Annotated in this window: 14 protein-coding genes, 1 tRNA gene and 1 pseudogene; 13 read left to right on the top strand and 3 right to left on the bottom strand. The window is 64.8% G+C overall.

Translation table 11 applies throughout. The features are described from left to right. The first annotated feature begins 906 nt into the window (after positions 1-906). The 7 genes from ABIB90_RS09945 to ABIB90_RS09915 all read left to right on the top strand — a co-directional run bounded on the left by ABIB90_RS09945 (position 907) and on the right by ABIB90_RS09915 (position 8369). Positions 907-1275 (top strand): hypothetical protein, encoded by a 369-nt coding sequence (locus tag ABIB90_RS09945; RefSeq protein WP_354160673.1) that lies wholly within the window; start codon positions 907-909, stop codon positions 1273-1275. A gap of 134 nt (positions 1276-1409) precedes the next feature. Then, positions 1410-1484, top strand: a tRNA-Asn gene (locus ABIB90_RS09940). Between the two features lie 176 nt (positions 1485-1660). Further along, positions 1661-1840, top strand: a complete 180-nt coding sequence (locus ABIB90_RS09935; protein ID WP_007591158.1) for a hypothetical protein — start codon at positions 1661-1663, stop codon at positions 1838-1840. A 136-nt stretch (positions 1841-1976) separates the two neighbouring features. After that, complete coding sequence (locus ABIB90_RS09930; RefSeq protein WP_354160675.1) at positions 1977-2639, top strand: protein-L-isoaspartate O-methyltransferase family protein; 663 nt, start codon at positions 1977-1979, stop codon at positions 2637-2639. A gap of 213 nt (positions 2640-2852) precedes the next feature. Continuing rightward, complete coding sequence (locus ABIB90_RS09925; RefSeq protein WP_354160677.1) at positions 2853-4253, top strand: TolC family outer membrane protein; 1401 nt, start codon at positions 2853-2855, stop codon at positions 4251-4253. Positions 4254-4559: 306 nt separating this feature from the next. Further along, positions 4560-5339, top strand: coding sequence for a PopZ family protein (locus ABIB90_RS09920; protein WP_354160679.1), 780 nt, complete (start codon positions 4560-4562; stop codon positions 5337-5339). A 153-nt stretch (positions 5340-5492) separates the two neighbouring features. Further along, on the top strand, positions 5493-8369 hold the full coding sequence (locus ABIB90_RS09915; RefSeq protein WP_354160681.1) for a valine--tRNA ligase: 2877 nt from the start codon (positions 5493-5495) through the stop codon (positions 8367-8369). 2 nt (positions 8370-8371) lie between these two features. Here the strand turns inward: ABIB90_RS09915 and ABIB90_RS09910 are convergent, their stop codons facing one another. Further along, entirely contained in the window at positions 8372-8974 is a 603-nt protein-coding gene (locus ABIB90_RS09910; protein ID WP_354200673.1) for a DNA-3-methyladenine glycosylase, read from the bottom strand. A gap of 130 nt (positions 8975-9104) precedes the next feature. On the opposite strand from ABIB90_RS09910, the gene lipA reads away from it, so the two are divergent. The 3 genes and pseudogenes from lipA to ABIB90_RS09895 all read left to right on the top strand — a co-directional run. Then, entirely contained in the window at positions 9105-10061 is a 957-nt protein-coding gene (lipA, locus tag ABIB90_RS09905; protein WP_007591147.1) for a lipoyl synthase, read from the top strand. Between the two features lie 6 nt (positions 10062-10067). Beyond that, positions 10068-10538 (top strand): type II toxin-antitoxin system RatA family toxin, encoded by a 471-nt coding sequence (locus tag ABIB90_RS09900; RefSeq protein ID WP_007591145.1) that lies wholly within the window; start codon positions 10068-10070, stop codon positions 10536-10538. 89 nt (positions 10539-10627) lie between these two features. Next, positions 10628-10797 (top strand): annotated as a pseudogene (locus ABIB90_RS09895) (GFA family protein); the annotation flags it as partial. Positions 10798-10815: 18 nt separating this feature from the next. On the opposite strand, the gene ABIB90_RS09890 reads toward ABIB90_RS09895, so the two are convergent. Together ABIB90_RS09890 and ABIB90_RS09885 are read right to left on the bottom strand one after the other, a co-directional pair. Continuing rightward, positions 10816-11424 carry a CinA family protein gene (locus ABIB90_RS09890; RefSeq protein ID WP_354160686.1) on the bottom strand — a complete coding sequence of 203 codons (609 nt, stop codon included), beginning with the start codon at positions 11422-11424 and terminating at the stop codon, positions 10816-10818. A 3-nt stretch (positions 11425-11427) separates the two neighbouring features. Beyond that, positions 11428-12609 carry a bifunctional 2-C-methyl-D-erythritol 4-phosphate cytidylyltransferase/2-C-methyl-D-erythritol 2,4-cyclodiphosphate synthase gene (locus ABIB90_RS09885; RefSeq protein ID WP_354160688.1) on the bottom strand — a complete coding sequence of 394 codons (1182 nt, stop codon included), beginning with the start codon at positions 12607-12609 and terminating at the stop codon, positions 11428-11430. Between the two features lie 281 nt (positions 12610-12890). On the opposite strand from ABIB90_RS09885, the gene dusB reads away from it, so the two are divergent. From dusB to ntrC, 3 genes are read left to right on the top strand one after another with little or no spacing between them, the layout of a single operon-like run. Then, a complete protein-coding gene (dusB, locus tag ABIB90_RS09880) occupies positions 12891-13892 on the top strand; it encodes a tRNA dihydrouridine synthase DusB (RefSeq protein ID WP_354160690.1) in 1002 nt (333 codons plus the stop codon). Next, the gene (locus ABIB90_RS09875; protein WP_275172578.1) at positions 13889-15064 is read left to right on the top strand and encodes a two-component system sensor histidine kinase NtrB; all 1176 of its coding nucleotides are present in this window, start codon (positions 13889-13891) and stop codon (positions 15062-15064) included. The genes dusB and ABIB90_RS09875 overlap by 4 nt, the downstream gene beginning before the upstream one ends. A 9-nt stretch (positions 15065-15073) precedes the next feature. Further along, entirely contained in the window at positions 15074-16516 is a 1443-nt protein-coding gene (ntrC, locus tag ABIB90_RS09870; RefSeq protein ID WP_027566921.1) for a nitrogen regulation protein NR(I), read from the top strand. The last annotated feature ends 74 nt before the right edge of the window (positions 16517-16590 follow it).

Genomic DNA, 16590 nt, shown 5'->3' with positions numbered 1-16590 from the left:
TTCGCGAAGCAATCCGGGCTTCAATCCCTTGCGTTGCCCGACGGGCAAAACACCCAAACGACGGGTCAATCCGCTCGCGCAAAAATATTCCGCTTTACCGAAATTCGGCTTTGGCGTATTCAGCCGCCACCTCATCCCCCGGTCAGAGGGGCGTATCGCGATCGTCACGAAACGTGGGGTGAGCTGCGGTGGACGCGGGCAGCATCGGCGCGAAGGGCTTCGCAGGGCGGCAAAACCGTGAGCGAAGGCGTCGCGCACACGACCGGTGCTGACAGCGTACGGCAAAACCGTGTCGTCCTGACGCCCGGGGTCTGTGCGTCAAGTCTTGTGGTGATGTGGGCGGCCCGACCGGGCATCCGCATCAGCCATCCGCAAGGCGACGGGGGCAATAATGCATCGCTCCCCGGGGAGAGCACGGCATAAGCCGTCAAACCACTGCGCAGGGAAGGCCGTGTGTTGGGCTTCACCTGTATGCCGCTGTGCAGCCTCTCGTAGCGCAACCTTCGCACAGTGGACCGTGGGTGCCAGCCGGCACCCGGTGTTCCCTGCGCCCTCTGACGGAGGAGGGCGATGAGACAAAGCAAACTCGGGCGAGATACGTCGCGAGGACGCGAAGTTGTGCCTGCGACAAAAATCACATTCCGCACGGTGCCGGCGCCCGCGCCGGAGACCACAAGCCGCGCCGATCTATGAATGCCGGTTCATTGCTGCGGAGAATTCGAATCGATAAGAATTGGCTCGCTGCGCGTCTCGCGTCGCGCAGAGAGCCGGAGGCGGATCGATCGCGTCTTGAACCTTTCGATTGCGCCTCCGACGAATCCTCCAAGGCAACACCATTGGTTGCCGCGGCGCCTGCGCCGATCGACGTCAGGCACCGAAAGCCCGTTTCGATCGGGGGAATTTCATATGAAGTATTTTCTGTCTGCACTGATCGCGATCGGTCTATCGATTGCCGCCGCGCCGTCGTTCGCGGCTGACGCGCGCAACGTCACTGTCGTCAACGAGACCGGCTATGCCATCAAATTCCTGGGCTTCAACGCCCCGGACGATGGCGTGGACGAATGGGACAACGAGCTGGACAAGGTTTTGCAGAACCAGGCGAGCACCTATGTCGAGTTCGACGATGACGACGAAGGATGCGTCTGGAACGTCCGCGTCGACTGGCAGAACTATGACGAGACCGTGCTCTGGAAGAACGTCAACCTCTGCAAGTTCACCGCCCTTCGGCTGCGCTACGATTCCGGCACCAAGACCACCTCGTTCGTCGCCGAGTAACTTGGCCTGAGGCCAGGCGGAGGAGGGGCCACGCGCCCTTCCTCGCCGCAATGTGCGAGATGGCGAATTCGTCCTTTGCAAGCGCAAGCGGCTTTGTTATACGCAGCCGCGCGCGAACGACGGGTTCGCCCTTTTCCTCGGTAGCTCAGCGGTAGAGCATCCGACTGTTAATCGGATGGTCGCTGGTTCGAATCCAGCCCGGGGAGCCAAATTCCGCTTCATCGTCAATGGTTTGCGTCCAGACTCTGATCTGGGATGCGATCTCGTTGCGGCAAATTCTCAATTAGATGTGTACCGTGGCGGGCCCGCATCCTCCGCCGCGACGCCAAAACGACTCAATTGAAATCGAGCTTCCAGGCGCCGGTCCTTTACGGAGCTGATTCCCATGCGAGACATCCAGGTCGACCGTTCCCCGCTGGCTCCCTCCATTCTGCCGGCGGACATCCCCGAACTCAGCGATGACGAATGCCTCGCCTGTCTCGCGCGGGCGGTCGAGACCCACGATTCGGCACGGCTGGATGAAGTCGCCGCATTGATCGGCCGCCTCGCAGTCACGATCGAATAGGCGGCTCACCCTCGACGTTGCGAGTTGCGGAAGGGCCCGTTTCGCGGGCCAAAGCCATGTTGCGTTTTCGCAGGGCCTGTTCCAAAGATGCCGCCAACTTTCGTCCGCGGCATCGTCCGCCTTGCAGGGTCCGCAAATGTCCGTTTTCTCGACGGCGCGCCTAAAAATGGTCGATGGCCAGGTGCGCACCAGTGACGTCACCGACCGTCGTGTTCTTGATGCCATGCTCACGGTTCCGCGCGAGGCCTTCGTGCCGGCCAGCCGGCAGGCATTGGCGTATCTCGACCTCGATCTCGACGTCAGCGAGGGCGGCGCCAAGCGGTTCCTGATCAAGCCGCAACTGACCGGCAAGTTGCTCCAGGCCGCCGAGATCGGCGAGGATGACAACGTGCTCGTCGTCGGCTGCGCCACGGGCTATCTCGCTGCGCTGACCGCCAAGCTTGCGCGTCAGGTCACCGCGACGGAATGCGATCCGGCCTTGGCCGCGAAGGCCAAGGACGCCTTCGCCGCCCTCGGGCTCGCCAACGTGGCCTGCAAGGCCGCGGCCTGCACCGAGGGTGATGCCGCTGCCGGCCCCTATGATGTGATCGTCCTCAACGGCGCCACCGAGGTGACGCCGGCAGGGCTGCTCGGGCAGCTCAAGGAGGGTGGGCGCCTGTTGGGGGTCTCGGCCGAATCCAGGCCGCCGCGAGCCATGATCGTCACCCATACTCACGGCGAATTCGGCCATCGGGCGCTGTTCGATGCCGCGGCCCCGGTCCTTCCTGGGCTGGAACGAGCCGCCGCCTTCGTGTTCTGACGGCCCGATAGCGGCTTTGGCCCTTAAAATCCCGTTCTGAATCAGAAGTGTGGCCGGGATGCTGCACGTGAAGAGTTTCCACCGAGAACCACCCTCAGGTAGTTCCGTCGCGCTTGACCGCGTCCTATGTTGCGGCGGGGCAACGACTCCACTCGTAGACGGTAACCCAGCTCGCGGGCACGAGCCGGGCGTTAGAATGAACGGAATTTTTGGATGCATGGGGTGAAGTTCTTCACCGGAGCAGCGGTTTCGGTCCTGCTGCTGGCGCTTGCCGGGCCGACGCCTGCCTTGGCGGATACGATCGAGGCTGCGCTGGTGCGCGCCTATCAGAACAATCCGCAGCTGAACGCGCAGCGCGCCCAGGTGCGCTCGACCGACGAGAACGTGCCGCAGGCGCTGTCGGGCTATCGGCCCAAGGTCAATGTGACCCTCGGCAGCGGGTATCAATATCAGGACGTCCAGGCGACGCAGAATGTCGTCCCCCGCACCCCCAAGTCGATCTCCGGCTTGCTTCAGCCCAACAGCGCCAGCGTGAGCGTCAGTCAGACACTCTACAACGGCAATCAGACCGCCAACAGGACGCGCGTTGCGGAGAGCCAGGTGTCGGGTTCCCGCGAGGCATTGCGTGTGCTCGAGCAGACGGTCCTGCTGCAGGCTGCCACGGCCTATATGGATTTTCTGCGCGACTCGGCCACGCTCGAGGTTCAGCGCAGCAACGTGCGCGTGCTCGAACAGACGCTCAAGCAAACGCGCGATCGCTTCAATGTCGGCGAGGTGACGCGCACGGACGTCGCGCAATCCGAAGCGCAGCTGGCTGCCGGCAGGACCCAGGCCCTGACCGCCGAATCGAATCTCACGACGACGCGCGCGAACTTCCGCCGGATCATCGGCAACGAGCCGGCGGCCCTCGCCCCCGGCTCGCCGGTCGATCGCTTCCTTCCTGCCACGATCGCCTCCGCCGTTGGTCTCAGCCTAGTCGAGAATCCCAACGTTACGGCTGCCATGTATGGCATCGACGTCAACTACCTCCAGGTCAAGATCAACGAAGGCGCTTTGCTGCCGACGGTCACGGTCGCGGCTACTGCCAGCACAGCCTACCAGCAGCAGCTGACGATCTTCCGAACGAGTTCCGCGTCCGCCCTCGCGACAGTCGCTGTGCCGATCTATCAGGGTGGCACAGAATATGCGCTGATCCGCCAATCGAAAGAGAACCTGGCGCAGCAGCGCCTGAATCTCGAAACCACCCGCGATCAGACCCGCGCCAACGTCGTGCAGGCCTGGGGCCAGTTGGAAGCCGGCAAGGCGCAGGTGCAGTCCGCGCAGGCGCAGGTCACTGCGTCCGAGATCGCGCTGAACGGCGTGCGCGAAGAGGCCAAGGCCGGGCAGCGCACCACCCTCGACGTGCTCAATGCGCAGCAAGCGCTGGTGAACGCGCGCGTTGCGCTCGTCACTGCCCAGCATGACCGCGTGGTGGCGTCCTATTCGGTGCTCAACGCGGTCGGTCGTCTGGCGCCGCAGGTGCTTGGTCTCAACACCACGGTCTACGATCCCAGCGTGCACTACCAGCAGGTCCGCGACAGCTGGGCCGGCGTACGCACGCCAGACGGACGCTAGAGTCCCGTAGTCATCCGGTCGGCCTCGCGAATAGCCGAAGCCGACCGGTGCTTTGCTTGCAATCATCAAAATCCCTGACATAGCCTTGCCAAGAAGATGCGGGTCGATTCGCTCTGCATCCGATGCCGTGTGCGTAAAGCATGAGGTGCCGAGGGCAGGGGCGCACCGCTGCACGTTGAGCCGTCATCTGGGGACAAGTCGGGCTGCCGTGACGAAAATGTCGGGCCAGCCATCCGGAACCGGCCAATCCTGTCGTGCTTGGTGTAAAACAACGCATGCGAGGGCGTTGATGATGTGGAGTCGGAGATGACGCAGCCTGCAAAGGTCACAGAACCCTCGATGGAGGAGATTCTGGCCTCGATCCGGCGCATCATTGCCGACGATGAGGCCAAGCCGCCGCCGGCGGATGCTGCCAAGCCCGAGAAGGCTGCCGCCCCCGCCGCGCCAGCGAAGCCGCAGCCGATCAGCGATATTCCGCCATCCAAGGTCGCGCCGCCCAAACCGGCCGCCGAGAAGCCTGCACCTGCTCCGGCCGCAAAGCCGGCACCGGCGCCGGCCCCCGCACCCGAGGCGGATGCGTCCAACAATCAGGACGATATCGACGCGCTGCTGGCGGGCCTCGACACGGCCACGGCTGCGCCGGAAATCCGTGCTCCGGAGCCGGAGCCCGAACCTGAGCCCGACGTGCTGGAATTGACCGACGATATGGCGCTGGCGATGGAGCCGACACCGCCTCCGCCGCCGCCGAGCTTCCGCAAGGTCGAGCCGCGCGACGATCTCGAATTCGCCGAATCGCCGCCGCCGCGTCCGACGCCGGCCCCGGCATCCTATGCGCCCGTGGACTTCGATGCGCCGCCACTACCGCCCCAACAGCCGATCCTGGCGCAATCGACGGTCTCCGCGGTCGAATCCGCCTTCAATTCCCTGGCCCACACGGTGCTCAGCAGCAATGCGCGAACGCTGGAGGATCTGGTCAAGGAGATGCTGCGTCCGATGCTGAAATCCTGGCTCGACGACAATTTGCCGGGCCTCGTCGAACGCATCGTGAAGGCCGAAATCGAGCGGGTATCCCGCGGCGGCCGGTAGAACGGGCCGCAGAGCCCTCATAAAGCCCTGCTTGTGGGTCATATTCTGCTTCCCGACCGGACCGGAAAGCCCTGTTGCCGCCTTTCTTTCCTTTGACCTTTCCGTTGACTTGTCCGTTGACTTGGACCCCGTGCGCGGCTTTCTAACAGCGCCATGATCGAGAAAAATTACCAGCCCGCCGATATCGAAGCCCGCATGTCCGTCGTGTGGGAGGACAGCCTTGCGTTCAAGGCCGGCCGCCCGGACCGCCGCGACGCAGTGCCCTTTACCATCGTGATTCCGCCGCCGAACGTGACGGGCTCGCTGCACATGGGCCACGCCCTCAACAACACCCTCCAGGACATCCTGTGCCGCTTCGAGCGCATGCGCGGCCGCGACGTGCTGTGGCAGCCCGGCACCGACCATGCCGGCATCGCCACCCAGATGGTTGTCGAGCGGCAACTGATGGAGCGCCAGCAGCCCAGCCGTCGCGAGATGGGCCGCGAGAAGTTTCTGGAGCGGGTCTGGCAGTGGAAGGCCGAGAGCGGCGACACCATCATCAACCAACTCAAGCGGCTCGGCGCCTCCTGCGATTGGTCGCGCGAACGCTTCACCATGGACGAGGGCCTCTCCAAGGCCGTGGTCAAGGTCTTCGTCGAGCTGCACCGCGACGGCCTGATCTACAAGGACAAGCGGCTGGTCAACTGGGACACCAAGCTGCTTACCGCGATCTCCGATCTCGAAGTGCAGCAGACCGAGGTCAAGGGCAGCCTCTGGTACCTGCGCTATCCGATCGAGGGCAAGTCTTTCAGCCCCGAGGATCCCTCGAGCTTCATCGTCGTTGCCACCACGCGCCCGGAGACCATGCTCGGCGATAGCGGCGTCGCCGTGCATCCCGACGACGAGCGCTATCAGAAGCTGGTCGGCAAGAACGTGATCCTGCCGCTGGTCGGCCGCAAGATCCAGATTGTCGCCGACGATTATTCCGATCCGGAGAAGGGCTCGGGCGCGGTCAAGGTGACACCGGCGCACGACTTCAACGATTTCGAAGTCGGCAATCGCCATGGCCTCGCCCGGATCAGTGTCATCGACAAGGAAGGTTGCCTCGATCTCCTCGACAACGAGGATTATCTGCGCGACCTGCCGGAAGGTGCCTCGCAGTTCGCCGAGGAGTTCAACAAGCTCGATCGCTTTGCTGCGCGCAAGCGCATTGTCGAGCGGTTGGAATCGTTCGGCTTCGTCGAGCGGATCGAGCCCCACACCCACATGGTGCCGCATGGCGACCGCTCCGGCACGGTGATCGAGCCCTATCTGACCGACCAATGGTATGTCGACGCCAAGACGCTGGCGAAGCCCGCGATGGCGGCAGTGCGTTCCGGCGAAACCACGTTCGTGCCGAAGAACTGGGAAAAAACCTATTTCGAGTGGATGGAGAACATCCAGCCGTGGTGCATCTCGCGCCAGCTCTGGTGGGGTCACCAGATCCCGGCCTGGTACGGTCCCGACGGCAAGGTGTTTGTCGCCGAGACCGAGGAGGAGGCCGTCAGCCACGCGCTTGGCTATTACGTCGAGCAGGAAGTCATCACGGTCGAGCAGGGCCGCGAGATGGCGCTCGACCGCAACAAGCGTGATGGCTTCATCACGCGCGACGAGGATGTGCTCGACACCTGGTTCTCCTCGGCGCTGTGGCCGTTCTCGACCCTCGGCTGGCCCGCGGACGCGCCGGAAGTGCAGCGTTACTACCCCACCAACGCGCTGGTGACCGGCTTCGACATCATCTTCTTCTGGGTCGCCCGCATGATGATGATGGGCCTTCACTTCATGAAGGAGGTGCCGTTCTCGACGATCTACATCCACGCCCTCGTCCGCGACGAGAAGGGCGCCAAGATGTCGAAGTCGAAGGGCAACGTTATCGATCCGCTCAGCTTGATCGATCAATATGGTGCGGATGCGCTGCGCTTCACGCTTGCGGCGATGGCCGCGCAGGGGCGCGACATCAAGCTCGCCACCAGCCGCGTCGAGGGCTATCGCAATTTCGCGACCAAGCTCTGGAATGCGTCGCGCTTCGCCGAAATGAACCATTGCGCCGTGCCCGAGGGTTTCGAGCCGGCCAAGGTCAAGGAGACGCTGAACCGCTGGATCGCGCATGAGAGCGCGCACACCACGCGCGAGGTGACCGAGGCGATCGAGGCCTATCGCTTCAATGACGCCGCCGGCAGCATCTACCGCTTCGTCTGGAACGTCTATTGCGATTGGTATCTCGAGCTCGCAAAACCCGTGCTGCTCGGTCCCGATAGCCCTGCCAAGGCCGAGACCCGCGCCATGGTGGCATGGGCGCGCGACGAGATCCTGAAACTGCTGCACCCCTTCATGCCCTTCATCACCGAGGAGCTGTGGGAGGTGACGGCCAAGCGCGACGGTCTGCTCGCGCTGGCGCCGTGGCCGCTGAAGCCGGCCGGGCCGACGCCGGAGCAGCTTGCGATGCTCGCGGCGACGACGGGGCCGACCGATGCGCTCGTCTCGCCGGTTTGGGTGCTGCCGATTTTCGATCATGCCGACTTCACCGATCCCGCGGCCGAGGCCGAGATCGGCTGGGTCATCGATCTCGTCACGCAGATCCGTTCGGTGCGCGCCGAGATGAACATCCCGCCGGCGACCCTCACGGCGCTGGTGCTCGCAGGCGCCTCGGCCGAGACGAAGGAGCGCGCGCCGCGCTGGAGCGACGTCATCAAGCGCATGGCGCGGCTGTCGGATATCTCCTTCGCCGACCGTGCGCCCGACGGCGCGGTCCAGCTCCTGGTGCGCGGCGAGGTGGCCGCGCTGCCGCTGAAGGGCGTGATCGACGTCGCCGCCGAGCGCACGCGTCTCGACAAGGAGATCGGGAAGGCCGATTCCGACATCAAGCGCGCCGAGTCCAAGCTGGCCAATGAGAAATTCGTCGCCAACGCAGCCGAGGAGGTCGTCGAGGAGGAGCGCGAGAAGCGCGAGGCCGCGCTGGCCCGCAAAGCCAAGCTGCTTGAGGCGCTGGAGCGGCTCAAGCAGGCGTCGTAGGCTTATTTCGGAAACGGCTTGCTCAAAAACTTCGAACCCGTGACGCCATAGCGCCAGGGCAGCTCGGCCGCCTTTGTGATGCCGATCCGGATGCCGGCCACCACCTCGACGTCCTCCGTCCGCGCATGCAGCGCGATCGGCGGACGGTCCAGCGGCAAGGCATTGTGCGCGATGGTGATGCCGAGCGCTTCGGTCAGCTTGCCCGGGCCCGAGCACAACGCGTGCAAATCCTGGAGATGGCGCCGCCGACGCATCGCGGCGATACCATGGGTCGGCTCCAACGCGCGGATCAGCACGGCGCTGGCCGAGCCTTCTTCCTCGCAGACGAAGTTCACGCACCAGTGGATGCCGTACGAGCGGTAGACATAGGCAAAGCCGGGCGGGCCGAACATCACCTGGTTCCGCGGCGTGAGGCCATTGTAGGAGTGCGCCGCCGGGTCGGTATGATGATAGGCCTCGACCTCGACGATGATCCCGCCGACGCCGTCGACCAGCATGGTTGCACCGATCAAGTCGGGCGCGACCTCGTGCACGCTGCGTGCGAAAAAGGCACGCTTCAGCGCTTTGCCGAGCCGGGGTGTGGAAGGTTTCGAGACTGGAGCCATTCGAGGTGAGAATCGCCAGAGAACAGAGCAGGATATTGCCCATATCTGCCATGTTCCCTGAAGCGGGGCGAGCCGGGTTGCGATGCCCGGCGAGACCGACTAGGTAGGACTTGGTCAGACCGGACACCCCATGGTCGTTATTGTCGATACCATCTCGAACCCGCTGCGCCCACGTCACCCCGAAAAGGTGAATCGGCCCGATTCCGCTTCGCCGCCGAAGCCGGACTGGATCCGCGTACGCGCGCCCAACACCCGCGGCTATGCCGACACCCGCAACATCGTGCGCGCCAACGGCCTGCATACGGTGTGCGAGGAGGCAGGCTGCCCGAATATCGGCGAGTGCTGGGACAAGAAGCACGCGACCTTCATGATCATGGGCGACACCTGCACCCGCGCCTGTGCATTCTGCAACGTCAAGACCGGCATGCCGAACGCGCTCGACGCGGCCGAGCCGCAGAACGTCGGCGAGGCCGTGGCCAAGCTCGGGCTTGCCCATGTCGTCATCACCTCCGTCGACCGCGACGATCTCACCGACGGCGGCGCCGAGCATTTCGCCCAGACCATCCGCGCGATCCGCGCCGCGTGCCCCTCGACCACGATCGAGATCCTGACGCCCGATTTCCTGCGCAAGGAGGGGGCGCTGGAGGTTGTCGTCGCGGCGAAGCCCGACGTGTTCAACCACAATCTCGAGACCGTGCCGTCGTGCTATCTCACGGTGCGGCCGGGCGCGCGCTATTTCCATTCGATCCGGCTGCTGCAGCGGGTCAAGGAGCTCGATCCCACCATCTTCACCAAGTCCGGCATCATGGTCGGCCTCGGCGAGGAGCGCCACGAGGTGCAGCAGGTGATGGACGATCTGCGTTCGGCCGACGTCGATTTCCTGACCATCGGGCAATATCTCCAGCCGACCCGCAAGCATCACGCCGTGATGCGCTACGTGCCGCCGGACGAGTTTTCGTCCTACGAGAAGGTCGCCTACACCAAGGGCTTCCTGATGGTGTCGGCGAGCCCGCTCACCCGCTCGTCGCATCATGCCGGCGAGGATTTTGCGAAACTGAAGGCCGCGCGGGCAGCAAGCGCCCGCTGAATCGCCATGCCCAATTTTTCGAGCAAGCGCCGTGTCGATCACAGCGCGTCCGAGATGTTTGATCTGGTCGCCGACGTCGAGCGCTACCCGGAATTCGTGCCGCTGTGCAGCGCGCTGAAGGTCCGTCAGCGTATGGCGAAACCCGACGGCACCGAGGTGCTGGTCGCGGACATGACAGTGTCGTTCAAGCTGGTCAGGGAATCCTTCACCAGCCGCGTGACGCTCGACCGTGCCAATCTGAAGATCCTGGTCGAATATCTGCAAGGTCCCTTCAGCAATCTGGAAAACCGTTGGACGTTCGAGCCCAAAGGCGAGAGCGTTTGCGATGTCGGCTTCTTCCTTGCCTACGAGTTCAAGAGCCGCATGCTGGCGCTCCTGATGGGCTCGATGTTCGACGCCGCGTTCGCGCGATTTTCCATCGCGTTCGAGAAGCGAGCGGATGCGATCTACGGACGGCGGAAGCTGGCGTCGTCGTAAGGGTCGTTACTCCAGTGTCCCGGACGCGGTGCGGCGCGTAGCGATGCTCCGCAGAGTCGGGACCCAAGCCGCACGAACGCCCTCGGAAGCATCAGCGACGATCCGACCAATCTCTCTATGCCGTCAACTCGCCTGCCTGGACGGGGTAAGCCCGTTCGATTTCACCGAGGTGCTGGTCATGGATCGCATCAATCACACTAACGACACTGGTCAGCCGACGCGGCGGGCCGGCACTCTCCGCTTCATTCCGGCTGACTGACGGCGGCAGTTGCCTGGCTCACCCTCGCGGCGACCGCGGAGTCCTGCGCTTCACGGCGTGCCGGCGTGGCGAGCGGGTGACGCGGGGACGGAGGCGCGTTGCGGCGGCGGCGCGTTTCGGCTTGGCCTGCGCCGGGCCGCGGGCGAGATCCATCAGCATGCGCAGCGCCTCGACCACCGAGCGCTGGCGCACGGCGGAACGGCCGATGGCGCCAAAGCGATGCTCGCGGTGAACGATGCGTCCGTCGCGCGCGGCGGCGGCGAAGTGGACGAGGCCAACCGGCTTGCCAGGCGTGGCGCCGCCGGGTCCGGCAATGCCGGTGATGGCGACCGCAAGATCGACGCCGGCACGCTCCAGCGCGCCGACCGCCATAGCTGTTGCGGTCTCCTTGCTGACGGCGCCGAAATTTGTGAGCGTGCTCGCCTCGACCCCGAGCATCGCGCGCTTGGCGTCGTTGGAATAGGTGACGAAGCCGCGATCGATGACGTCGGACGAACCTGGGATGTCGGTCAGCGCGCCCGCGACGAGACCGCCGGTGCAGGACTCCGCGGTCGCGATCGTCAGCTTGCGCATCCGGCACAAATCGAGCAGCGAGCGGGAGAGGGCGCGTGCGTCGCTGCCGGCCATGGCCTAGACACTCCAGGGCAGACGGATGGTGGCGCTCGCGGTGGCCGCGATGCCTTCCTCGCGACCGGTGAAGCCGAGCCGCTCGCTGGTGGTCGCCTTGACCGCGACGCGGGAGATGTCGACGCCGGAAATCTCGGCGATGCGCGCGCGCATGGTGTCGCGCAAGGGCCCGATCTTCGGCCGCTCGCAGATCATGGTGACCTCGAGATTGGCGATGCGGCCGCCGCGCTGGGTGACGCGCTCGATGGCGTATTGCAAAAACTGGTCGGAGGAGGCGCCTTTCCACTTCGCGTCGCTGGGCGGAAAGTGCGATCCGATGTCGCCGTCAGCGAGCGCGCCGAGGATGGCGTCGACCAGCGCATGCAGGCCGACATCGCCGTCGGAATGGGCCAGGAAGCCCTTGGTGTGCGGCACGCGCACGCCGCAGATCATGAGATGGTCGCCCTCGCCGAAGGCGTGCACGTCATAGCCCGTGCCGGTCCTGATGTCGCCGAGCAGGCTGGCCAGCCGCGCTTCCTCGCGCACGAAATCCTCGGGAGTGGTGAGCTTCATATTGGCAACATCGCCTTCAAAGGTTGCAACCGTCAATCCCGCCCATTCGGCAATCGCGGCATCATCGGTGAAATCGCTGCGGCCGTCCTTGGCCGCGCGACGATGCGCTTCGAGGATGACGTCGAAACGAAAGGATTGCGGCGTCTGCGCGATCCGCAACCGCGCCCGGTCCGGCGTGTCCTCGACATTGCCGTTCTCGCCGGTGACCTTGATGGTGTCGGTGACGGGAACGACGGGGATCGCGGCGCCGGTGCGGCTGGCCGCATCGATCGCGCGGGTGATCACGCCTTCCGAAACGAAGGGGCGGGCGGCGTCGTGGATCAGGACGATGTCGGGCTTGTGCCTGGCGAGCGCTTCGAGCCCGGCGAGCACCGAGGCTTGCCGGGTCGCGCCGCCATTGACCGGCGCCTCGTGGCTGAGCCCTGCGACCGCTGCCGTGAACATGGCGCTGTCGTCGGGGTTCACGACCGGCTGAACCGCAAACACGTCCGCATGACGGCTGAAGGCCTCCATGGCGCGATAGATCACCGGTACGCCGCCGATCTCGCGATATTGCTTGGGGCCACCGGCGCCTGCGCGCAGGCCGCGTCCGGCCGCGACGAGAACGACCGCGGTGCGCTGTGATTTCGCCATAGGACTCAAATACTCATTTGATGATGAAGAGAGTCGGGGGTGGGGTGATTGCCGCATGCCTCTAGCACGGCAGGCCCGCAAAAAAAGGGGGTTTCCCCGGATTGTGGGAAACAGCATTTTGCTGCACTGCACTTGAAAGATCGGCAGAACTGTCTAAACTGTAGGCATGACGCTTGACTGCACAAGAATTGTGCGCAAGATAGGTCATGGCAGGCGCGATGAGGCGCTGCCAACGCAACGAGACCCCTGTGACCGGCTCGGCAGTATCTGGCTTTAAGCCATTGAAGATAGGCGATATTGATGTCGCCACCCCGGTCTTCCTGGCGCCGATGTCGGGGGTGACTGACTCGCCCGTCCGCCGGCTAGCCGCGGAGCTCGGCGCCGGTCTCGTCGTCTCCGAAATGACGGCCAGCGACGAACTCGCCAATGGCCATCATATGTCCCGGTTGCGCTGCGAAGCCACCGGGATCGGTCCGCACGTGGTCCAGCTTGCCGGTTGCGAGACGCATTGGATGGCGGAGGGCGCCCGCATCGCTGAAGCCGAAGGCGCCGACATCATCGACATCAACATGGGCTGTCCGGCCCGTCACGTCACCGGCGGCCAGTCCGGTTCCGCCTTGATGCGCGACCTCGACCACGCCGTGAGCCTGATCGAAGCGACGATCACGGCGGTGAAGGTGCCGGTGACGTTGAAGATGCGGCTCGGCTGGGACGACCGCACCCGCAACGCACCGGAACTGGCGCGGCGCGCACAGGCATCAGGCGTCAAGCTCGTCACCGTGCACGGCCGCACCCGCTGCCAGTTCTACAAGGGCGAGGCCGATTGGGATGCGATCCGTGCCGTGCGCGACGCCATCTCCATTCCGCTCGTCGTCAATGGCGATATCACGACTTACGAGAAGGCGCTCGCGGCGTTAGAGGCCTCCGGCGCCGATGCCGTGATGATCGGCCGCGGTGCGCAGGGACAGCCCTGGCTGCCCGGTGAGATCGGCCGGCGCCTGAAGGGCGGGGCGGCGGAAGCCACGCCGTCGCTCGAGACGCAGCTGCATTATGTCCGCACGCTCTATGAAGGCGTCTGCGCGCTCTACGGCCTGCGCGTCGGTCTGCGGCACGCACGAAAACATCTCGGCTGGGCCCTCGACGTCGCGGCCGATGTGAGCCGTGCGCCGGCCGAGAAGCTGAAATCCTGGCGCCAGAAAATCCTCACCTCGGAGGATCCGCGCCTTGTCCATCGGTCACTGCAAGATGCCTTCGACGACTTCGCATGGAGCGCCGCTGCATGAGCTCAGCCGCTGAACATCGTCGGCCGTTTCCGTCCGACAGCGATGCCATCCTGGACGCACTGCCCAATCCGATGCTGATGATCGGGCCGGACGGCAAGATCGTCGCCGCCAACATCGCAACCGAAGCCTTCTTCGATATCTCGACGCAGTTCTTGAAGCGGCAATCGCTGAAAGAGCTGGTGCCGTTCGGCAGCCCCTTGCTGGCGCTGATCGACCAGGTGCGTTCGTCGAACGCACCGGTCAACGAATACAAGGTCGATCTGGGTACGCCGCGCATGGGCGGAGACCGCCAGGTCGATCTGCACGTCGCCCCGGTCACGGAACGACCCGGCCATATCGTGGTGATGCTCCAGGAGCGCTCCATCGCCGACAAGATGGACCGCCAGCTCACGCATCGCAGCGCCGCGCGCTCGGTGATCGCGCTCGCCGCGATGCTGGCGCATGAAATCAAGAACCCGCTCTCCGGCATCCGCGGCGCCGCGCAGCTCCTGGAGCAGCAGGCCTCCTCGGAAGACCGCATGCTGACGCGGCTGATCTGCGACGAGGCCGACCGTATCGTGACTCTGGTCGACCGCATGGAGGTGTTCGGCGACGAGCGCCCCGTGGTGCGCGGCCCCGTCAACATTCATTCGGTGCTCGATCACGTCAAACGGCTGGCGCAGTCCGGCTTTGCCCGCAACATCCGCTTCGTCGAGGACTACGATCCCTCGCTGCCGCCGGTGCTGGCGAACCAGGACCAGCTCATCCAGGTGTTCCTCAACCTCGTGAAGAACGCCGCCGAAGCGCTGATCGACGTTCCCGACGGCGAAATCCAGCTCACCACCGCGTTTCGTCCCGGCGTGCGCCTGTCAGTCCCCGGTCAAAAATCCCGTGTATCCCTGCCGCTCGAATTCTGCGTGAAGGACAACGGACCAGGCGTGCCGGACGATCTCCTGCCAAATCTGTTCGATCCCTTCGTCACCACCAAGCAGACCGGCTCGGGTCTGGGCCTCGCGCTGGTCGCAAAGATCATCGGGGACCACGGGGGCATCATCGAATGCGAATCTCAGCCGCGGAAGACCACCTTCCGCGTGCTGATGCCGATGTATTCCACATCGGTGAAACATGCCGATCAAAGCAGTCGCGACGGCTCTGCCGGGAAGTCGTCGTCTGCGTCACAGGGGGCAAAATGAGGATTAACGATGCCCGCAGGTAGTATTCTCGTTGCTGATGACGACACCGCCATCCGCACCGTTCTCAATCAGGCACTATCCCGCGCCGGCTACGAAGTGCGGCTGACCGGCAATGCCGCGACGCTGTGGCGCTGGGTCAGCCAGGGGGAGGGCGATCTCGTCATCACCGACGTGGTGATGCCCGACGAGAACGCGTTCGACCTGCTGCCGCGGATCAAGAAGATGCGGCCGAATTTGCCGGTCATCGTCATGAGCGCGCAAAATACCTTCATGACGGCGATCCGGGCCTCCGAGCGCGGCGCCTATGAATATCTGCCGAAGCCCTTCGACCTGAAGGAGCTGATCGCCATCGTCGGCCGCGCGCTGGCCGAGCCGAAGGAACGGGTCTCGACGCCGAACGAAGACGCCGAGATGGAGGCGATCCCGCTGGTCGGCCGCTCGCCGGCGATGCAGGAAATCTATCGCGTGCTGGCGCGGTTGATGCAGACCGACCTCACGGTGATGATCACGGGCGAGTCCGGTACCGGCAAGGAACTGGTGGCGCGCGCGCTGCACGACTACGGCAAACGCCGCAACGGCCCGTTCGTCGCGGTCAACATGGCGGCAATCCCGCGCGACCTGATCGAGTCCGAACTGTTCGGCCACGAGCGCGGCGCCTTCACCGGCGCCAACACCCGCGCCTCCGGCCGCTTCGAGCAGGCCGAGGGCGGCACGCTGTTCCTGGACGAGATCGGCGACATGCCGATGGAGGCGCAGACCCGCCTGCTGCGCGTGCTTCAGCAGGGCGAATACACCACGGTCGGCGGCCGCACCCCGATCAAGACCGACGTGCGCATCGTCGCGGCCTCCAACAAGGATCTGCGCGTCCTGATCCAGCAGGGCCTGTTCCGCGAAGATCTGTTCTTCCGCCTCAACGTCGTGCCGCTGCGGCTGCCGCCGTTGCGCGAACGCATCGAGGATCTGCCCGATCTCATCCGTCATTTCTTCGCGCTGGCCGAGAAGGACGGACTGCCGCCGAAGAAGCTCGACGCGCTGGCGCTGGAGCGGATGAAGCAGCACCGCTGGCCGGGCAACGTACGCGAGCTCGAGAACCTCGCCCGTCGCCTTGCGGCGCTCTATCCGCAGGACGTGATCACGGGCTCCGTCATCGACGGCGAGCTGGCGCCACCTACGGTCAGCCCGGGTGCCGCAGTCCAGCATGGCGTCGACAATCTCGGCGGCGCCGTGGAAGCGTATCTCTCCTCGCACTTCCAGGGCTTCCCGAACGGCGTGCCGCCGCCGGGCCTGTATCACCGCATCTTGAAAGAGATCGAGGTGCCGCTGCTCACGGCCGCGCTCGCGGCGACCCGCGGCAACCAGATCCGCGCCGCCGATCTGCTCGGCCTCAACCGCAACACGCTGCGGAAGAAGATTCGGGATCTCGATATCCAGGTGTATCGGAGCGGGGGCTAGCCTTTCCGCAACGGACGGTGGCTCAGCTCCCCCTACCAAGCGGAGCTGAGCCTGTCCGGATCGCGCTGGCCGTT

It is taken from the genome of Bradyrhizobium sp. JR4.1 (assembly GCF_040548605.1).
Taxonomy (GTDB): domain Bacteria; phylum Pseudomonadota; class Alphaproteobacteria; order Rhizobiales; family Xanthobacteraceae; genus Bradyrhizobium; species Bradyrhizobium canariense.
The sequence above is the reverse complement of the archived record's forward strand: the minus strand, read 5'-3'. Positions and strand labels throughout refer to the sequence as shown.